The organism is Pseudomonas protegens (assembly GCF_003363755.1).
GTDB classification, from domain to species: Bacteria; Pseudomonadota; Gammaproteobacteria; order Pseudomonadales; family Pseudomonadaceae; genus Aquipseudomonas; species Aquipseudomonas danubii.
Map to the genome: position 1 here is coordinate 4,172,033 of NZ_CP031396.1, position 17,887 is coordinate 4,189,919.

General features: G+C 61.1%; 16 protein-coding genes. 14 read left to right on the top strand and 2 right to left on the bottom strand.

What is annotated here, in order from left to right; translation table 11 throughout:
* Positions 1–8: 8 nt before the first annotated feature.
* Positions 9–1,040: a small ribosomal subunit biogenesis GTPase RsgA gene (gene rsgA, locus DWF74_RS18825; RefSeq protein ID WP_110595440.1), complete on the bottom strand. Its 1,032-nt coding sequence runs from the start codon at positions 1,038–1,040 to the stop codon at positions 9–11.
* Between the two features lie 107 nt (positions 1,041–1,147).
* On the opposite strand from rsgA, the gene orn reads away from it, so the two are divergent.
* Positions 1,148–1,690, top strand: a complete 543-nt coding sequence (orn, locus tag DWF74_RS18830; protein WP_011058931.1) for an oligoribonuclease — start codon at positions 1,148–1,150, stop codon at positions 1,688–1,690.
* Between the two features lie 116 nt (positions 1,691–1,806).
* Positions 1,807–2,421 carry a trimeric intracellular cation channel family protein gene (locus tag DWF74_RS18835; RefSeq protein ID WP_169893104.1) on the top strand — a complete coding sequence of 205 codons (615 nt, stop codon included), beginning with the start codon at positions 1,807–1,809 and terminating at the stop codon, positions 2,419–2,421.
* Here DWF74_RS18835 and queG read toward each other — a convergent pair.
* On the bottom strand, positions 2,403–3,482 hold the full coding sequence (queG, locus tag DWF74_RS18840; RefSeq protein WP_115581478.1) for a tRNA epoxyqueuosine(34) reductase QueG: 1,080 nt from the start codon (positions 3,480–3,482) through the stop codon (positions 2,403–2,405). The genes DWF74_RS18835 and queG overlap by 19 nt on opposite strands.
* A 63-nt stretch (positions 3,483–3,545) precedes the next feature.
* On the opposite strand from queG, the gene DWF74_RS18845 reads away from it, so the two are divergent.
* The 12 genes from DWF74_RS18845 to DWF74_RS18900 all read left to right on the top strand — a co-directional run bounded on the left by DWF74_RS18845 (position 3,546) and on the right by DWF74_RS18900 (position 17,885).
* On the top strand, positions 3,546–4,406 hold the full coding sequence (locus DWF74_RS18845) for an NAD(P)H-hydrate dehydratase (protein ID WP_115581479.1): 861 nt from the start codon (positions 3,546–3,548) through the stop codon (positions 4,404–4,406).
* The gene (gene tsaE, locus DWF74_RS18850; RefSeq protein ID WP_102862906.1) at positions 4,394–4,864 is read left to right on the top strand and encodes a tRNA (adenosine(37)-N6)-threonylcarbamoyltransferase complex ATPase subunit type 1 TsaE; all 471 of its coding nucleotides are present in this window, start codon (positions 4,394–4,396) and stop codon (positions 4,862–4,864) included. Before DWF74_RS18845 ends, tsaE begins: the two co-directional genes overlap by 13 nt.
* Before the next feature lie 3 nt (positions 4,865–4,867).
* Positions 4,868–6,295 (top strand): N-acetylmuramoyl-L-alanine amidase, encoded by a 1,428-nt coding sequence (locus tag DWF74_RS18855; RefSeq protein WP_205413457.1) that lies wholly within the window; start codon positions 4,868–4,870, stop codon positions 6,293–6,295.
* The gene (mutL, locus tag DWF74_RS18860) at positions 6,292–8,202 is read left to right on the top strand and encodes a DNA mismatch repair endonuclease MutL (RefSeq protein ID WP_115581480.1); all 1,911 of its coding nucleotides are present in this window, start codon (positions 6,292–6,294) and stop codon (positions 8,200–8,202) included. The genes DWF74_RS18855 and mutL overlap by 4 nt, the downstream gene beginning before the upstream one ends.
* Positions 8,202–9,173, top strand: coding sequence for a tRNA (adenosine(37)-N6)-dimethylallyltransferase MiaA (miaA, locus tag DWF74_RS18865; RefSeq protein ID WP_102862909.1), 972 nt, complete (start codon positions 8,202–8,204; stop codon positions 9,171–9,173). Before mutL ends, miaA begins: the two co-directional genes overlap by 1 nt.
* 92 nt (positions 9,174–9,265) lie before the next feature.
* Positions 9,266–9,526, top strand: coding sequence for an RNA chaperone Hfq (gene hfq, locus DWF74_RS18870; protein WP_007921378.1), 261 nt, complete (start codon positions 9,266–9,268; stop codon positions 9,524–9,526).
* Between the two features lie 12 nt (positions 9,527–9,538).
* Positions 9,539–10,840 (top strand): ribosome rescue GTPase HflX, encoded by a 1,302-nt coding sequence (gene hflX / locus DWF74_RS18875; RefSeq protein ID WP_102862910.1) that lies wholly within the window; start codon positions 9,539–9,541, stop codon positions 10,838–10,840.
* Positions 10,841–10,936: 96 nt separating this feature from the next.
* Positions 10,937–12,115, top strand: a complete 1,179-nt coding sequence (gene hflK / locus DWF74_RS18880; protein WP_102862911.1) for an FtsH protease activity modulator HflK — start codon at positions 10,937–10,939, stop codon at positions 12,113–12,115.
* On the top strand, positions 12,115–12,984 hold the full coding sequence (gene hflC / locus DWF74_RS18885; protein WP_102862912.1) for a protease modulator HflC: 870 nt from the start codon (positions 12,115–12,117) through the stop codon (positions 12,982–12,984). Before hflK ends, hflC begins: the two co-directional genes overlap by 1 nt.
* Before the next feature lie 292 nt (positions 12,985–13,276).
* Positions 13,277–14,464 carry an ATP phosphoribosyltransferase regulatory subunit gene (locus DWF74_RS18890; RefSeq protein WP_102862913.1) on the top strand — a complete coding sequence of 396 codons (1,188 nt, stop codon included), beginning with the start codon at positions 13,277–13,279 and terminating at the stop codon, positions 14,462–14,464.
* A gap of 54 nt (positions 14,465–14,518) precedes the next feature.
* Positions 14,519–15,811, top strand: coding sequence for an adenylosuccinate synthase (locus DWF74_RS18895; RefSeq protein WP_047283686.1), 1,293 nt, complete (start codon positions 14,519–14,521; stop codon positions 15,809–15,811).
* A 139-nt stretch (positions 15,812–15,950) separates the two neighbouring features.
* The gene (locus tag DWF74_RS18900; RefSeq protein ID WP_102862914.1) at positions 15,951–17,885 is read left to right on the top strand and encodes a methyl-accepting chemotaxis protein; all 1,935 of its coding nucleotides are present in this window, start codon (positions 15,951–15,953) and stop codon (positions 17,883–17,885) included.
* Positions 17,886–17,887: the final 2 nt, after the last annotated feature.

Genomic DNA, 17,887 nt, shown 5'->3' on the forward strand with positions numbered 1-17,887 from the left:
TGCTCGGCTCAGTAGCCGCTGTCTGGCAGGCTGGCGAGGATCGAGCGGTAGCTGTTCATCCGTTGCTGCTGGATGCGCCCGTCTTCCAAAGCCTTGAGCAATGCACAGCCCGGCTCGCGATCATGCTTGCAGTCACGGAAGCGGCAGGTACCCAGCAAGTCGTTGAACTCGATGAAGCCAGCTTCGACATCGGCGCGGCTGACATGCCCCAGGCCGAATTCGCGGATGCCGGGGGAGTCGATCAGTTCACCGCCGCCCGGGAAGTGGAACAGTCGCGCTGTCGTGGTGGTGTGGGTGCCCTGTCCGGAGTACTCCGACAGCGGGCCGACTCGGGTTTCGACTTCTGGCAGCAGGCTGTTCACCAAGGATGACTTGCCCACCCCCGATTGCCCCACGAATACGCTGATGCGTCCGTCCAGCAAGCCTTGCAGTTGCTCCATGCCGTCGCCGTGGTGGGCCGAGACTTCCAGCAGCGGATAGCCCAGTTGGCGATAGACCGCCAGCAAGGCGTTGAGTGCCGGAGCGTTCTGCTCGTCGATCAGGTCGGCCTTGTTCAGCAGCAGCAGCGGCCGAATCCCAGCGTGCTCGGCGGCAACCAGGTAGCGGTCGATAAGATTGGCGTGGGGTTCGGGCATGGGGGCAAACACGATCACGATCATGTCGACGTTGGCGGCCACCGGCTTGAGCTGGCCACGGCTGTCCGGTCGGCACAGCTCGGTGCTGCGCGGCAATTGCGCGACGATCACCCCGATGCCCTGATTGCCGGCGCGCCAGACCACCTGATCGCCGGTCACCAGCGCTGGCAGGTTGGCTCGCAGGTAGCAGCGGAACACCTGGCCGGCCAGCTCACCTTCCCGGGCTTCAACCTCGACCTGCACGCCGAAGTGAGCAATGACCAGGCCGGTCTGTTCCGGGCCAAGGTCGCCACCCTCCAGCGCCTCTACGGCGGAGGACTCGCGTTTGGCGGCGCGGGCAGCGCGCTCACCCTGAATCTTTTCGATGCGCCAGTTTTGGCGACGATTGAGCTGGCGTTTGGCCATTGGTGTTCCGTGTTGATAATTACGGCGGATAGGTAAAACGGCGGCGAGTTTAGCACGCCGGGCAGGCCCTCTAGGCTAAACTGCGCAACTACGCCGAGGAGCCCCCCATGCAAAACCCACAGAACCTGATTTGGATCGATCTGGAAATGACCGGTCTGAACCCCGACACCGACGTCATCATCGAGATGGCGACCATTGTCACTGACAGCAATCTGAACACCTTGGCTGAAGGGCCGGTCATCGCTATCCACCAGAGCGACGAGATCCTTGCCGGCATGGACGAGTGGAACACTCGCCAGCACGGTGGTTCCGGCCTGACCCAGCGGGTTCGCGAAAGCCGCATCAGCATGGCCGAAGCCGAAGCCCAGACCATTGCCTTTCTGGAACAGTGGGTACCCAAGGGCAAGTCGCCCATCTGTGGCAACAGCATCTGCCAGGATCGGCGCTTTCTCTATCGCCACATGAAGGCTCTGGAAAGCTACTTCCATTACCGCAACCTGGACGTTTCGACCCTCAAGGAACTAGCCGCCCGCTGGGCTCCTGACGTGCGCGACAGCTTCAAGAAAGGCAGCACCCATCTGGCCCTGGACGACATCCGCGAGTCCATCGCCGAGCTGCAGCACTACCGCAAGCACTTCATCAAATTCTGACCTGCAGGAGCCGGCTTGCCGGCGAACGGGCGCACGCTGCAAGCGGCGCCCGTACCCGCCCTCTTTTGGTGCTCGCCTCAACTGAGTAGACTGCGCGCCTTCCTGTAAGGACCGCCATCATGCTGTTGATGCTTTATCTGATCGCCATTACCGCCGAAGCCATGACCGGCGCCCTGTCTGCCGGCCGGCGTGGCATGGACTGGTTTGGCGTGGTGCTGATCGCCTGTGTCACTGCGCTCGGCGGTGGTTCGGTGCGTGATGTGCTGTTGGGGCACTACCCGCTGACCTGGGTCAAGCACCCGGAATACCTGGTACTGACCTCGGTGGCGGCGTTGGTGACGATCTTTATCGCGCCCCTGATGCGTCACCTGCGTTCGCTGTTTCTGGTGCTCGACGCCGTGGGTCTGGTGGCCTTTACCCTGATCGGCTGCATGACCGCCCTGGAAATGGGCCACGGCATGCTGGTGGCGTCGGTCAGCGGGGTGATCACCGGGGTCTTTGGCGGCATCCTCCGGGATATTTTCTGCAACGACATTCCCCTGATCTTCCGCCGTGAGCTGTACGCCAGCGTGTCCTTCGCCGCGGCCTGGTGCTACATGCTGTGCATCTATTTGCAGCTGCCCAGCGAGCAGTCGATCCTGGTCACCCTGTTCGGTGGCTTTCTATTGCGCCTGCTGGCGATCCGTTTTCACTGGGAAATGCCCAAGTTCGTCTACAACGACGAGCATTGACGGTTGGCGTGCTGCGCCAGGGCCCATTCCACGTGTTCGCGGACCAGTTCCGAGGGATAGTCCTGGCGGGCCTTGAGCGCTTCCAGCACCGGAATGCTTGAGGGCGCGTTGCCCAGGCCCACCGCCAGGTTGCGCAGCCAGCGCTCATAGCCGGCACGGCGCAGGGGCGAGCCTTCGGTGCTGCTGAGGAACTTGTCCTCGTCCCACATGAACAGTTCCGCCAGTTCGGCATTGTCCAGGTTGTGCCGGGGTTTGAAGTCGCCTTCTGCCGAGGGGCGGGCGAAGCGGTTCCAGGGGCAGACGATCTGGCAGTCATCGCAGCCGAATACCCGATTGCCGATCAGTGGGCGCAGGTCTTCGGGAATGGCGTTTTTCAGCTCGATGGTCAGGTAGGAAATACAGCGCCGGGCATCCAGTACATAGGGGCCGACGAAGGCATTGGTCGGGCAGATGTCCAGGCAGGCGGTGCAGCGTCCGCAATGTTCGGTGGCGTGGGGTTCGTCCACGGGCAGCGGCAGGTCGACGAACAGCTCGCTGAGGAAGAAGTAGCTGCCGGCCTTGCGGTTGAGCACCAGGGTGTTCTTGCCGATCCAGCCGAGCCCGGCCTGCTCGGCGATGGCTTTTTCAAGTACCGGTGCGCTGTCGACGAACGCGCGGTAGCCAAAGGGGCCAATGGCTTGCTGGATGCGTTCGGCCAACTGCTGCACACGTTTGCGGATGAGCTTGTGATAGTCGCGGCCCAAGGCGTAGCGCGAGACATAAGCCTTGGACGGTTCGGCCAGGCGCTGGGCCATCTGGGTGTCGCCGGGCAGGTAGTCCATGCGCAGCGATACCACCCGTAGCGTGCCGGGCACCAACTGATCGGGATGGGAGCGTTTGCTGCCATGGGCGCCCATGTATTCCATTTCGCCGTGGTAGCCGGCGGCGAGCCAGCGCTCCAGATGCTGCTCATGCTCGGCCAGGTCCAGGCCGCTGATACCGACTTGTTGAAAGCCCAGTTCGCGGCCCCAGTCCTTGATCGATTGGGCGAGAGCGGGGAGATCCTGGGTAATAGCGGGCATGAGGCGAGAGAAACCGGAGCTGAGGTGCGTATAATTCTGCCAGACATCGGAGCCCGAAGACGCATGCCGCAGACAAAACACCCTTTACTCGACGTTCAGCTGCTGACTGACGCTCATTTGCCGCGATTGGAAGCTCGTCCTCTGGACGCTCATAAGGGGCAATTCGGTCATTTGTTGCTGATCGGTGGCGACCGCGGCTTTGCTGGCGCCGCGTTATTGAGTGCGGAAAGTGCCTTGCGCAGTGGTGCGGGGCTGGTGTCCCTGGCAACTCGCAATGAGCACGTCGCGGCGGCCGCTGCGCGGCTGCCGGAAGTCATGACCCAGGGCACCCATTCGGCCAATCAACTGATGGGGCTGTTGGTGCGGGCCACGGTACTGGTGGTTGGTCCCGGACTGGGGCAGGGCGCCTGGGGGCGCAGCCTGTTGTCGGCAGCGGCCAACGCGCCTTTGCCTCAGGTATGGGATGCCGATGCCTTGAATCTCCTGGCCCTGGGCGGTCTACACCTGCCGGCGGCCAGCGTGATCACCCCCCATCCCGGGGAGGCGGCTCGTCTGCTGGGGATCTCCATCGCCGAGGTTCAGGGTGATCGTCCGGCGGCGGCCCGGGCCTTGAGCGCAAAATACTCGGCGGTTGCCGTGCTCAAGGGGGCTGGCAGCCTGATCGCCAGCCCCGAGGGGCAAGTGGCCCGCTGTGATGGAGGGCATCCGGCGATGGCCACGGCGGGGCTGGGGGACGTGCTCGCAGGATTGATCGGTGCGTTGCTGGCGCAGGGACTGTCGACGTTCGATGCGGCTTGCCTGGCGGTCTGGGTACACGCCCGCGCTGGCGAGCAGCAAGGCAAATTGGGCCGAGGGCTGGCGGCCAGTGATCTGATTCCAGCCATTCGTCAGTTGTTGGAGGAGCAGTCACCGTGTCTGAGTTAACCCTTTATCTGGCCGACGAGCAGGCCATGGTGGAATTTGGTGCACGCATTGCTCGCGTCACTCAAGGCGTGGGGGTGATTTTTCTTGAGGGCGATCTGGGGGCGGGCAAAACCACCCTGTCCCGGGGGATCATCCGTGGCCTCGGGCATGACGGGGCGGTAAAAAGTCCGACCTTTACCCTGGTGGAGCCCTACGAGATAGGTCCGGTGCGGGCTTTTCACTTCGACTTGTATCGTCTTGTGGACCCGGAGGAGCTGGAGTTTCTGGGGATTCGTGACTACTTCGAAGGCGATGCACTGTGTCTGTTGGAGTGGCCCCAGCGTGGTGCAGGCTTTTTGCCAAAGCCCGACCTGACCATTACCATTACCCCGCATAACAATGGGCGTTCTGTGCATCTATTGTCTCAAGGCTCGCGAGGCGAGTCCTGGTGTGCCGCTTTGGCGTTGGAATTCAAATAATTGATGGGGTTAGGTATGCGCATTCGCGCGTTGGTTGCTGTCGTAGGACTGTTGCTTACGGCATTGGCCGTCGATGCTGTGGCCGCTACACAGGTTCGCAGCGTCCGCCTGTGGCGGGCACCGGATAACACGCGACTGGTCTTCGACCTGTCCGGTCCGGTTCAGCACAGCGTCTTTACCCTGACGGCCCCGGATCGTCTGGTGATCGATATCAATGGCGCAACCCTCGGCGGTCCACTGAATGTCGCCACGGCCAATACGCCGATCACCGCCATGCGCTCGGCGCAGCGTACCCCCAGTGACCTGCGAGTGGTCATCGACCTGAAAAAGGCCGTCACCCCCAAGAGTTTTACCCTGGCGCCCAACGCCCAGTACGGCAATCGCCTGGTAGTCGACCTGTTCGACAACCCTGCTGATGCCGCACCGCCTGCTGCTCCGCCCCCAGCTGTGGCCACCGTTCCCGCCGTGCCAGTCACGCCTGCGGAGCCCGCGATCAAGCTGCCGCCGGCCCCGGCGGGCAAGCGCGACATCATCGTGGTGATCGACGCCGGTCACGGCGGTGAAGACCCGGGTGCCTCCGGCTCCCGTGGCCAGCATGAGAAAGATGTGGTGCTGGCCATCGCCCGTGAACTGCAGCGCCAGATTAATGGCATCAAGGGGTTCCGCGCCGAGTTGACCCGTACTGGCGACTACTTCATTCCGTTGCGCGGTCGTACCGAGATCGCTCGGAAGAAGGGCGCTGACCTGTTCGTTTCGATCCACGCCGATGCCGCGCCTTCGACCGCAGCCTTTGGCGCCTCGGTATTCGCCCTGTCCGAGCGCGGCGCCACATCGGAAACTGCCCGCTGGCTGGCGGACAGTGAAAACCGCTCTGACCTGATCGGTGGTGCCGGCAACGTCAGCCTGGATGACAAGGACCGGATGCTGGCCGGGGTGCTGCTGGATCTGTCGATGACCGCATCCCTGACCTCCAGCCTCAATGTCGGGCAGAAAGTCCTGAACAACATCGGCCGGGTCACACCGTTGCACAAGCAGCGTGTGGAACAGGCTGGGTTCATGGTGCTCAAGTCCCCGGATATTCCATCGATCCTGGTGGAAACAGGCTTTATCTCCAACTCCAACGAAGCCTCGAAGCTGGCTACTGTCAGCCATCAGCAGGCCTTGGCTCGCTCCATCAGCAGCGGCGTGCGGCAGTTCTTCCAGCAGAACCCGCCACCGGGCACCTATATCGCCTGGCTGCGAGATTCCGGGAAGATTGCCCAGGGGCCTCGCGATCACCGGGTCAACCCGGGGGAAACCCTGGCGATGATCGCGGTGCGCTACCAGGTATCGGCGCCTGCCCTGCGCAGTGCCAACAATCTGAAAAGCGATGAATTGAAAGTGGGGCAGGTTCTGACCATCCCCGGCACTGAATTGGCGGCCAAGGAATGAGTGACTCGGTAATCAGTGGCGCGCGCATCGAGCTGCTCAGTCCGCGCCTGGCTAACCAGATTGCCGCGGGTGAAGTGGTTGAGCGCCCGGCTTCGGTGATCAAGGAGCTGCTGGAAAACAGCCTGGACTCTGGCGCCAAGCGCATTGATGTGGATGTCGAGCAGGCTGGAGTCAAGCTGCTGCGGGTCCGTGATGATGGCAGTGGCATTTCCTCCGACGATCTGCCTCTGGCGCTGGCGCGGCACGCCACCAGCAAGATCCGCGACCTGGAAGACCTCGAGCGGGTGATGAGCCTGGGGTTTCGCGGTGAAGCCCTGGCCTCCATCAGTTCCGTGGCGCGCTTGACCCTGACCTCCCGTACCCGTGATGCCGATCAGGCCTGGCAGGTCGAAACCGAAGGTCGCGACATGGCGCCGCGAGTGCAGCCGGCGGCCCACCCGGTAGGCACCTCGGTGGAAGTGCGTGACTTGTTCTTCAATACTCCAGCCCGACGCAAGTTTCTCAAGGCGGAGAAAACCGAGTTCGATCACCTGCAGGAGGTGATCAAGCGTTTGGCTCTGGCGCGTTTCGACGTGGCCTTCCATTTGCGCCACAACGGCAAGAGCATCCTCAGTCTGCATGAAGCCAAGGATGATGCAGCTCGCGCCCGGCGCGTGGCGGCGGTCTGTGGCTCGGGCTTTTTGGAGCAGGCGCTGCCCATTGAGGTCGAGCGCAACGGTCTCCATCTTTGGGGCTGGGTGGGCTTGCCAACCTTCTCCCGCAGCCAGGCGGACTTGCAGTATTTCTATGTCAACGGTCGTGCGGTACGGGACAAGCTGGTGGCCCACGCGGTGCGTCAGGCCTATCGCGATGTGCTGTTCAACGGCCGGCATCCGACTTTTGTGCTGTTTTTCGAGGTCGATCCCTCGGTGGTCGACGTCAATGTGCACCCGACCAAGCATGAAGTGCGCTTCCGTGATGGGCGCATGGTGCATGACTTCCTTTATGGCACCTTGCACAGGGCTTTGGGCGACGTGCGCCCCGAGGACCAGTTGGCGGCGCCGGCGGCGGTAGCAGGGATTGTGCGGCCAAGCGGTATCGAAGCCGGTGAGTTCGGACCCCAGGGTGAAATGCGTCTGGCCGCGAACCTGGCCCTGGAGCAGCCGCAGTCCCAGCCGAGCTTCAATGCGCCGGGCACCGGTGCTGGTAGTGGCTATCAGTATCAGTACACACCACGGCCCCAGCCAGTGCTGCCGGCTGCGGAGTCCCAGGGAGTCTATCGCGAGTTCTTTGCGCCCTTGCCTGGGGCTGCGGCCACAGCCCTGCCGGAGGGGCAGGAGGATATTCCGCCTTTGGGCTATGCCCTGGCACAGCTCAAGGGCATCTATATCCTTGCGGAAAACGCTCTGGGCCTGGTGCTGGTGGATATGCACGCTGCTCATGAGCGGATCATGTACGAGCGTTTGAAGGTGGCCATGGCCAGCGAAGGCTTGAGTGGCCAGCCGTTGCTGGTGCCGGAATCGATTGCCGTCAGCCAGCGTGAAGCCGATTGCGCGGAAGAGCATGTCGCCTGGTTCCAGCGTCTGGGCTTCGAGTTGCAACGCCTGGGACCTGAGTCTCTGGCGATCCGGCAGATTCCGGCGCTGTTGAAGCAGGCTGAAGCCAATCGACTGGTGCATGATGTGCTTGCTGATTTGATGGAATACGGCAACAGCGACCGAATTCAGGCTCATCTCAATGAACTGCTCGGCACCATGGCCTGCCACGGCGCGATTCGCGCCAACCGGCGCCTGGCCCTGGCGGAAATGAATGGCCTGTTGCGGGATATGGAAAACACCGAGCGCAGCGGCCAGTGCAACCACGGTCGACCGACCTGGACCCAATTGGGTCTGGACGATCTGGACAAACTCTTTTTGCGCGGCCGTTGATGACTCAGCTTCCTCCAGCGATTTTCCTGATGGGCCCGACCGCTGCGGGCAAGACCGACCTGGCCATCGAGCTGACCAAGGTGCTGCCTTGCGAGTTGATCAGTGTCGATTCGGCGCTGGTGTATCGCGGCATGGATATTGGCACCGCCAAGCCCTCCAAGGAGTTATTGGCGCAGTTTCCCCATCGCCTGATCGATATTCTCGACCCTGCCGAAAGCTACTCGGCGGCAGATTTTCGCACCGATGCCCTCGCGGCCATGGCCGATATCACCGCTCGGGGCAAAATTCCGCTGCTGGTGGGGGGCACCATGCTGTATTACAAGGCGCTGCTTGAAGGCCTGGCGGATATGCCGCCAGCAGACCCGCAGGTCCGCGCCGAACTCGAAGACGAGGCTCAACGCCTTGGTTGGCAGGCTCTGCATGATCAACTGGCGGCTGTGGACCCCGAGTCTGCGGCGAGGATTCATCCCAATGACCCTCAACGCCTGACCCGAGCGCTGGAAGTCTATCGGGTCAGCGGTCTGACAATGACCGCTCATCGTCAGCGTCAATTGGCGCAAAGTGCTGAGGCAGGCGCATCGGGACGCGGTCAATTGCCCTATACTGTCGCCAATCTGGCCATCGCTCCGGCGAATCGTCAGGTACTGCACCAGCGTATTGCACAAAGATTCACACAAATGTTGGAACAGGGATTCATTGACGAGGTCGTAGCTCTGCGCTCAAGAAGTGACCTGCATGCCGGGTTGCCGTCTATACGTGCAGTGGGTTACCGCCAAGTCTGGGATCATCTGGATGGCAAGCTGACGTCAGCCGAAATGCAGGAGCGGGGCATCATTGCCACGCGCCAATTGGCGAAACGGCAGTTCACCTGGTTACGCAGTTGGGCTGACCTGCAATGGTTGGACAGCCTGGATTGCGACAATCTGCCACGCGCCTTGAAATACCTAGGGACGATCTCCATATTGAGCTGAGTCCTTGCAATTGCCGTCTATCCTTGGGGGTGTGACGGTTTGAGCTATCTGTTTTCCGATTTTTATTATTGATCCTTAAAGGAGTGCGGCACATGTCAAAAGGGCATTCGCTACAAGACCCTTACTTGAATACATTGCGTAAAGAGAAAGTTGGGGTTTCCATCTATCTGGTTAACGGAATCAAACTGCAAGGCACGATCGAGTCCTTCGACCAGTTCGTTATCCTGCTGAAAAACACCGTCAGCCAAATGGTTTACAAACACGCTATCTCTACAGTGGTTCCAGTTCGCCCAATTCGTCTGCCTAGCGCATCCGAATCCGAACAGGGTGACGCTGAGCCAGGTAACGCCTGATAGGAGTCTCCTTTGTTCTTTGAGCGCCACGGTGGTGGTGAACGGGCCATTCTCGTTCACTTGGATGGTCAGGACCCTGAGGCGCGCGAAGATCCGCAGGAGTTTCAGGAGCTGGCATTATCGGCCGGCGCCGAGACCGTCGCGTTTGTTAGCGTGCCGCGTCATCGGCCAACCGCCAAATACCTGGTTGGCAGCGGCAAGGTCGAGGAATTGCGCGATCTGGTCAAAGCCGAACAGGTAGACTTGGTGATTTTCAATCACATCCTCACGCCCAGTCAGGAACGTAACCTCGAACGTGTATTCGAGTGTCGCGTGATTGATCGCACGGGTCTGATTCTCGATATCTTCGCTCAGCGCGCACGCACTCATGAGGGCAAGCTCCAGGTAGAACTGGCACAGCTTGAGCACATGAGCACGCGATTGGTTCGTGGCTGGACTCACCTTGAACGGCAGAAAGGCGGTATTGGTCTGCGTGGTCCGGGTGAGACTCAGTTGGAAACCGACCGGCGCCTGCTGCGAGTGCGTCTGCGGCAGATCAAGGCGCGTCTGGAAAAGGTTCGCAGCCAGCGCGAGCAGGCTCGTCGAGGCCGTAAGCGTGCCGACATTCCTTCAGTTTCGCTGGTGGGCTACACCAACGCTGGCAAGTCCACGTTGTTCAATGCTGTCACCGCGTCCGATGTTTTCGCCGCCGACCAGCTGTTCGCTACCCTCGATCCGACCTTGCGCCGCTTGGAGCTGGATGATCTGGGGCCGATTGTGCTGGCTGATACCGTCGGTTTCATTCGCCACCTGCCGCACAAGCTGGTGGAGGCGTTTCGGGCTACGCTCGAAGAGTCCAGCAACTCCGACTTGCTGCTTCATGTGATCGATGCTCACGAGCCCGAGCGCATGGCCCAGATCGAGCAGGTGATGGTGGTACTGGGTGAGATCGGGGCTCAAGACTTGCCGATCCTGGAGGTCTATAACAAACTCGATTTGCTCGAGGGTGTGGAGCCGCAGATTCAGCGCGATCCCGATGGCAAGCCGCAGCGTGTCTGGTTGTCGGCCCGTGATGGCCAGGGACTTGATCTGCTCAAGCAGGCCATTGCGGAGCTGCTGGGTGAAGATTTGTTCGTAGGCACCTTGCGCTTGCCTCAGCGTTTTGCTCGACTGCGAGCACAGTTTTTCCAGTTGAACGCTGTGCAGAAAGAAGATCACGACGACGAAGGGGTCAGTTTGCTGGCCGTTCGCCTGCCGCGGGCCGAGTTGAACCGGCTGGTCAGTCGCGAAGGTCTGCAACCGTCGGAATTCATCGAGCAACACACTTTGCAATAAAAGCCTGGGCATGCGGTTGTGCCGCTGTAGCAGGCATTCTGTAGCATTGGTCGGCGCGCCGTGGGTGCGTCTTTGCTTTATCAGATGGAGAGCGCTATGGCTTGGAATGAGCCGGGTGGCAACTCGAATAATCAGGACCCTTGGGGTGGTAAGCGCCGCAATAATGGCGATCGCAAGGGGCCACCAGATCTCGACGAGGCCTTCCGTAAGCTGCAGGAAAGCCTGAATGGGTTGTTCGGTGGTGGTAAGAAACGTGGTGATGACGGCGGTAGCTCCGGCAAGGGTGGTGGTTTCGGCTTGCTGGGTATTGGTCTTGTCGTGCTGGCGGCCGTGTGGCTGTACAGCGCGGTTTATGTAGTCGATGAGCAGGAGCAGGCCGTGGTGCTGCGCTTCGGCAAATACTACGAAACCGTCGGCCCGGGTCTGAACATCTACTTCCCGCCGATCGATCGCAAGTACATGGAAAACGTCACGCGTGAGCGTGCCTATACCAAGCAGGGGCAGATGCTCACCGAGGACGAGAACATCGTCGAAGTGCCGCTGACCGTGCAGTACAAGATCAGCAATCTGCAGGACTTCGTGTTGAACGTTGATCAGCCGGAAATCAGTCTGCAGCATGCAACCGACAGCGCCCTGCGCCATGTGGTGGGTTCCACCGCCATGGATCAGGTGTTGACTGAAGGTCGTGAATTGATGGCCAGTGAAATCAAGGAGCGGTTGCAACGCTTCCTCGACAACTACCGCACCGGTATCACCGTGACTCAGGTGAACGTACAGAGCGCAGCTGCACCGCGTGAAGTGCAGGAAGCCTTCGATGACGTGATCCGAGCTCGTGAAGACGAACAGCGTTCGCGCAACCAGGCTGAAACCTACGCCAACGGTGTTGTGCCGGAGGCTCGTGGTCAGGCTCAGCGCATCCTCGAAGATGCCAATGGTTATCGCGACGAAGTGGTATCGCGGGCCAAGGGTGAGGCTGATCGCTTTACCAAGCTGGTTGCCGAGTACCGCAAGGCTCCTGAAGTGACTCGTCAGCGCCTGTACCTGGACACCATGCAGGAAGTCTTCAGCAATACCAGCAAAGTTCTGGTAACCGGCAGCAAAGGCGGGCAGAACAACCTGCTCTACCTGCCGCTGGACAAGATGATCGACAGTGGTCGTAGTGGCGGTGTTCCGGCAACGGGATCAGCGTCTGCGACCAGCAATGAAGCGAATGCGCGCGCCGCTGCGGAGCACATGCAGCAACAGCAGCAGACGCGTTCTAGGGAGAGTCGCTGATGAGCAATAAATCGCTGATCGCCCTGATCGTGGGCGTTGTCGTGGCGGTGGTTGCCTGGAACAGCTTCTACATCGTCGCTCAGACCGAGCGCGCGGTGTTGCTGCAGTTCGGTCGTGTGGTCCAGGCTGATGTCCAGCCTGGCCTGCATGTGAAAGTGCCCTACGTGAACCAGGTGCGTAAGTTTGATGCGCGCCTGATGACCCTGGATGCACCGACACAGCGCTTCCTGACCCTGGAAAAGAAAGCCGTCATGGTGGATGCCTACGCCAAGTGGCGAGTGAAGGATGCCGAGCGCTTCTACACCGCGACTTCCGGTCTCAAGCAAATTGCCGACGAGCGTCTTTCCCGTCGTCTGGAATCGGGCCTGCGTGACCAGTTTGGTAAGCGCACCCTGCATGAAGTGGTTTCCGGTGAGCGTGATGCGCTGATGGCGGATATCACGGCTTCCCTGAACAGGATGGCGGAAAAGGAGCTGGGTATCGAAGTGGTCGATGTCCGGGTCAAGGCCATCGATCTGCCGAAGGAAGTGAACCGCAGCGTGTTCGAGCGCATGAGCACCGAGCGTGAGCGTGAGGCTCGCGAGCACCGTGCCAAGGGTAACGAGTTGGCCGAAGGTATTCGTGCTGACGCTGATCGTCAGCGTCGCGTGCTGCTGGCTGAAGCCTATCGCGAGTCTGAAGAGGCGCGCGGTGATGGTGATGCTCAGGCGGCGGCGATCTACGCCAAGGCCTACGGCCAGGACCAGGAGTTCTATGCGTTCTACCGTAGCCTGCGTGCCTACCGTGAAAGCTTTGCAAACAAATCCGACGTCATGGTTCTGGACCCAAGCAGCGACTTCTTCCACTACCTGGAAAAGTCCAAGCCTTGATCAGGCCCTGATCCTTGGGCACCCCGCCGGGCGGCTAAAATGCCTCGCGGGGTGATCCTTTGGGAAAACGGGTGTATGATGCGGCAGCCGGGAAATTCCCGGCTTTTTTGCGTCTGCATCTTTGATTGGCCGTGGCTCGTTCAAGAGCTCGGCAAGATTTTTCGAGGAAAATAGTCTGTACAGCTGATTTCTGGCTGCCTGTCCGGCTGAGCTCGCGTCGGATGCGACTGTTTTCTGCTTCACTCTAAGGCTGGCCCCAGGCTTGCCGCCCGGACCATAGGGGAATGGCGTAATGGCAACGGTAGACCGCTGGCTGCTGCCAGATGGCATCGAAGAAGTATTGCCGCCGGAAGCGGCGCGCATAGAAGTGGCGCGTCGTCAGGTGTTGGATCTGTTTCAGAGTTGGGGTTACGAGTTTGTCGTGACTCCCCATATCGAATACCTGGAATCCCTGCTGACAGGTGCCGGCCAGGACCTGGACCTGCGTACCTTCAAGGTCATCGACCCGCAGTCGGGTCGGCAGATGGGGTTCCGTGCCGACATTACGCCTCAAGTGGCGCGCATCGATGCCCACACCCTGCGTCGCGAAGGGCCGAGCCGCCTGTGCTATGCCGGCAGCGTGCTGCATGCTCAGCCGCGGGCCTTGTCGTCCTCGCGCAGTCCGATCCAGTTGGGCGCCGAGTTGTACGGCGACGCCAGCCCGAGCAGCGACGTTGAGGTCATCAGTCTGATGTTGGCCATGCTGCAGTTGGCCGATGTGCCGGATGTGCACATGGATCTGGGGCATGTGGGCATCTACCGCGGCCTGGCCCAGGCTGCCGGCCTGTCCGGTGCCGTGGAGCAACAATTGTTCGATGCCCTGCAGCGCAAGGCGATCGATGAAGTCATCAGCCTGACCCAGGGCCTGCCTGCCGATCTGGCCGACATGCTGCGCTCCCTGGTGGAGTTGTGTGGTGGCCGCGAAGTATTGGGCGATGCTCGCCGTCGCCTGGCGGGTGCGCCGACCTCGGTGCTACTGGCCCTGGATGAATTGCTGACGATCGCCGAGCGCTTGTCGGTGCGTTTCCCTGACTTACCGTTGTATTTCGATCTGGGCGAGCTGCGGGGCTATCACTACCACACGGGTGTGGTGTTCGCGGTGTTTGTACCGGGCGTGGGTCAATCCATCGCCCAGGGCGGTCGCTACGATGACATCGGCGCGGATTTTGGGCGTGCCCGTCCAGCGACCGGTTTTTCTACCGATTTGAAAACCCTGGTGACCCTGGGGCGTGCTGAGGTCGAGCTGCCGTCTGGTGGTATCTGGATGCCTGACAGCACTGACGCGGCACTCTGGCAGACCGTCTGCCAGTTGCGCAGTGAGGGTCAGCGTGTCGTTCAGGCGTTGCCTGGGCAACCTTTGGCCGCCGCCCGTGAAGCGGACTGCGACCGGCAATTGATTCAGCAGAATGGGCTTTGGCAAGTATTGCCGCTGGCTTCTTGAGTTTTCCTGCCGGCGGCTGCCGGCACCAAGTTTGCGCGAATGAGGACAAGTGTTATGGGTAAGAATGTCGTAGTCCTGGGCACCCAGTGGGGTGATGAGGGCAAAGGCAAGATCGTTGATCTGCTGACCGAACATGCCGCCGCCGTAGTGCGCTACCAAGGTGGCCACAACGCTGGCCACACCCTGGTGATCGACGGTGAGAAGACCGTGCTGCACCTGATTCCGTCCGGCGTGCTGCGCGAAGGCGTGCAGTGCCTGATCGGTAACGGCGTGGTGGTAGCACCGGATGCCTTGATGCGTGAAATCGTCAAGCTGGAAGAGAAAGGCGTGCCGGTGCGTGAGCGTCTGCGCATCAGCCCTTCCTGCCCGCTGATCCTGTCCTATCACGTAGCCCTGGACCAGGCTCGCGAGAAGGCCCGTGGCGAGCAGAAGATCGGTACCACCGGTCGCGGCATCGGCCCGGCTTACGAAGACAAGGTTGCCCGTCGTGGCCTGCGCATCGGTGATCTGTTCCACCGCGAGCGTTTCGCCGCCAAGCTGGGCGAGTTGCTGGACTACCACAACTTTGTCCTGGTCAATTACTACAAAGAGCCGGCCATCGACTTCCAGAAGACGCTGGACGAGTGCATGGAGTACGCCGAGCTGCTCAAGCCGATGATGCTCGACGTCACCGCCGAGCTGCACCAGCTGCGTCGCGCCGGCAAGGACATTATGTTCGAAGGTGCCCAGGGTTCGCTGCTGGACATCGACCACGGCACCTATCCGTATGTCACCAGCTCCAACACCACCGCTGGCGGCATCGCCACCGGTTCGGGCGTGGGCCCGATGTACCTGGACTACATCCTGGGCATCACCAAGGCCTACACCACTCGTGTGGGTTCGGGGCCGTTCCCGACTGAGCTGTTCGATGACGTCGGCGCTTTCCTGGCCAAGCGTGGCCACGAGTTCGGTGCGACTACCGGTCGTGCCCGTCGTTGCGGCTGGTTCGATGCCGTGATCCTGCGTCGCGCCATCGACGTCAACAGCATCTCGGGCCTGTGCCTGACCAAGCTGGACGTACTGGACGGCCTGGAAACCATCAATATCTGTGTTGGCTACAAGAACCAGGATGGTGCAGTCATCGACGCGCCTACCGACGCCGACAGCTACATCGGCCTGGAGCCGGTGTACGAGCAGATGCCGGGCTGGAGCGAATCGACCCTGGGTGCCAAGACCCTGGAAGAGCTGCCTGCCGCTGCTCAGGCCTACATCAAGCGCATCGAAGAGTTGGTCGGCGCGCCGATCGACATTATTTCGACGGGCCCGGACCGCAACGAAACCATCGTTCTGCGTCATCCGTTCGCTTGATAAGTTGTTGATGTAAAAACCAAAGGGCCCTTGATCGGGCCCTTTGTCGTTTCTGCCTGTCGTGCGGCACGACCCTTGCTGTGAAACTCGCTTCTAGAGTGCCATCAGAATAATGGCGCCAAAAGTAGAGGGATTTCCTGTGTCGGCCGTTCTCTCACTGTTACAAAGCCGTTTACTGCGGCCTGTGTTCGTTACTCTCGGTATCGCCCTTTTGGTGCAGGTAGTGCTCGCCGTTGCCCTGACTCGGAGCACGGTAACTGCCCTGGAGGCCGATCTGGCTGCGCGTTTGGGTGTTGATAGCCAGAAGTTGTCTGGCGAACTCGAGCAGGCGGGCAAGGAAGTCACTTCCAGTCTGGAAAGCCTGTCCAGCAGTACGCGTCAGCGTCTGACGGCGGGGCTGTCTTCGCGTCTAAAGGAGGAGCAGGTCCAACTGCGCGCAGCGCTGGAGAAGGATCTTAAGGACTCCGCCAATGATATGGCCCAGTTGCTGGCCTCTGTGGCGCCTCGTGCCATGTGGGACAGTGATGTGCCGACTCTGTCCGAGTTCGCACGGCGTGCCCAGCGTAACCCCAACGTACTGTTCGTGGTCTATGACGATGCTGCAGGTGAGCATCTGACTCGCTATCTGAATCGTGAGAATCCGATCAACAAGGCCCTGCTGGAAAAGGGCAAGGGCGATCGGGCCTTGGACAAGGTTCTGGATGCCGCCAAGAACGATCCTTCTGTCTACTACCTTGAGGCGTCGATCAATCCTAATGGAGTGGAAATCGGCAAGGTGCTGATGGGGGTGTCCACAGCCTCGGTAGAGGCAGATATCGCCGCCCTGGATCAGCGCTTCGGGGCATTGATCGCCAGCAGTGACCAGTTGGTTGGCGACAGTCTCAAGGGAGCCTCCGCCGACAGTTCGGCGGCCATGCGCTCGCGCTTGCAATCGGCTCAGGCCACTGCCGCGCAGATGCAGGCCAATACCGCAAGCACGGTGCAGGAGGCTGCGGCCACCTTGCGCTGGCAGATCGGTGTTGGCCTGGCGCTGGTGGGTTTGGCCCTGCTGCTGTTGCTGGCGGTAGTGTTGGGGCGGCGAGTGGTGAACAAACTGCATCTGTTGATCACGGCTCTCAACGATCTGGCAGCAGGCGAAGGGGATCTGACCAAGCGCGTGCCTCTCAACAGCAATGATGAGATCGGTGATATGGCCTCGGCGGTGAATCGCTTTGTGGATAAGTTGCAGCCCATTGTGCGTGAAGCGGGCGATGTGGCGCAGCGTACCGGTGTGGAGATTGGGGCTATGAGCCTGCGCAATGCTGGGGCGGATGCAGCGGCTGAGGCGCAGCGTGACGAAGTGGCCGAAAGCTTGCGGGCGCTATCGCAGATGGCTGATGAGGCCCAGGCGGAAAGCCAGGCGATGCAGGCGGCGCTGCAGCAGGTGGTGGAGATCCGTCAGGCCACTGACGAGAACACCCGCACTTCGGAGCAGGTTGGCAGTCTGATCGAAGCCCTGGCCGGGCAGGTGGATACCGGGGCCAAGGTGATCGAGCGCCTGGCTCAGCAGAGCGAGCAGATCGAGGTGGTGCTGACGGTGATTCATGGCATTGCCGAACAGACCAACCTGCTGGCGCTGAATGCGGCGATCGAAGCAGCGCGCGCCGGTGAAACCGGGCGCGGGTTTGCCGTGGTGGCGGATGAGGTGCGAGCCCTGGCCAGCAAGACCCAGAGTTCCACGGGCGATATCCAGGCCCATATCGGCGCGTTGCAACAGGGCGCGCGGGAGGCGGTGGCGGCTATTGGCCAGGCCGGCCGTCAGGCCAGTGAGGGGTTGCTGGTGCTGCGTGACAGTGTCCGCCTGCAGCAGACGGTGCAGTCTTCGGTCGAACAAGTGCATGCCGCGATTGGCTTGGCCACCCAGGCTGCGGCGCATCAGGCTCAGGGCGCGCAAGCGGTGCGGGGGCGGGTGGAAACCATTCATGCCCAGGCCGAGCGAGCGGCTCAGGCTGTGGTGGAGACCACCGCCAGCGGCAAGGTACTGGACAGCCTGGCGGCGCAGCTCAAGGCCAGTCTGGGGCAGTTCCGCGCTTGATC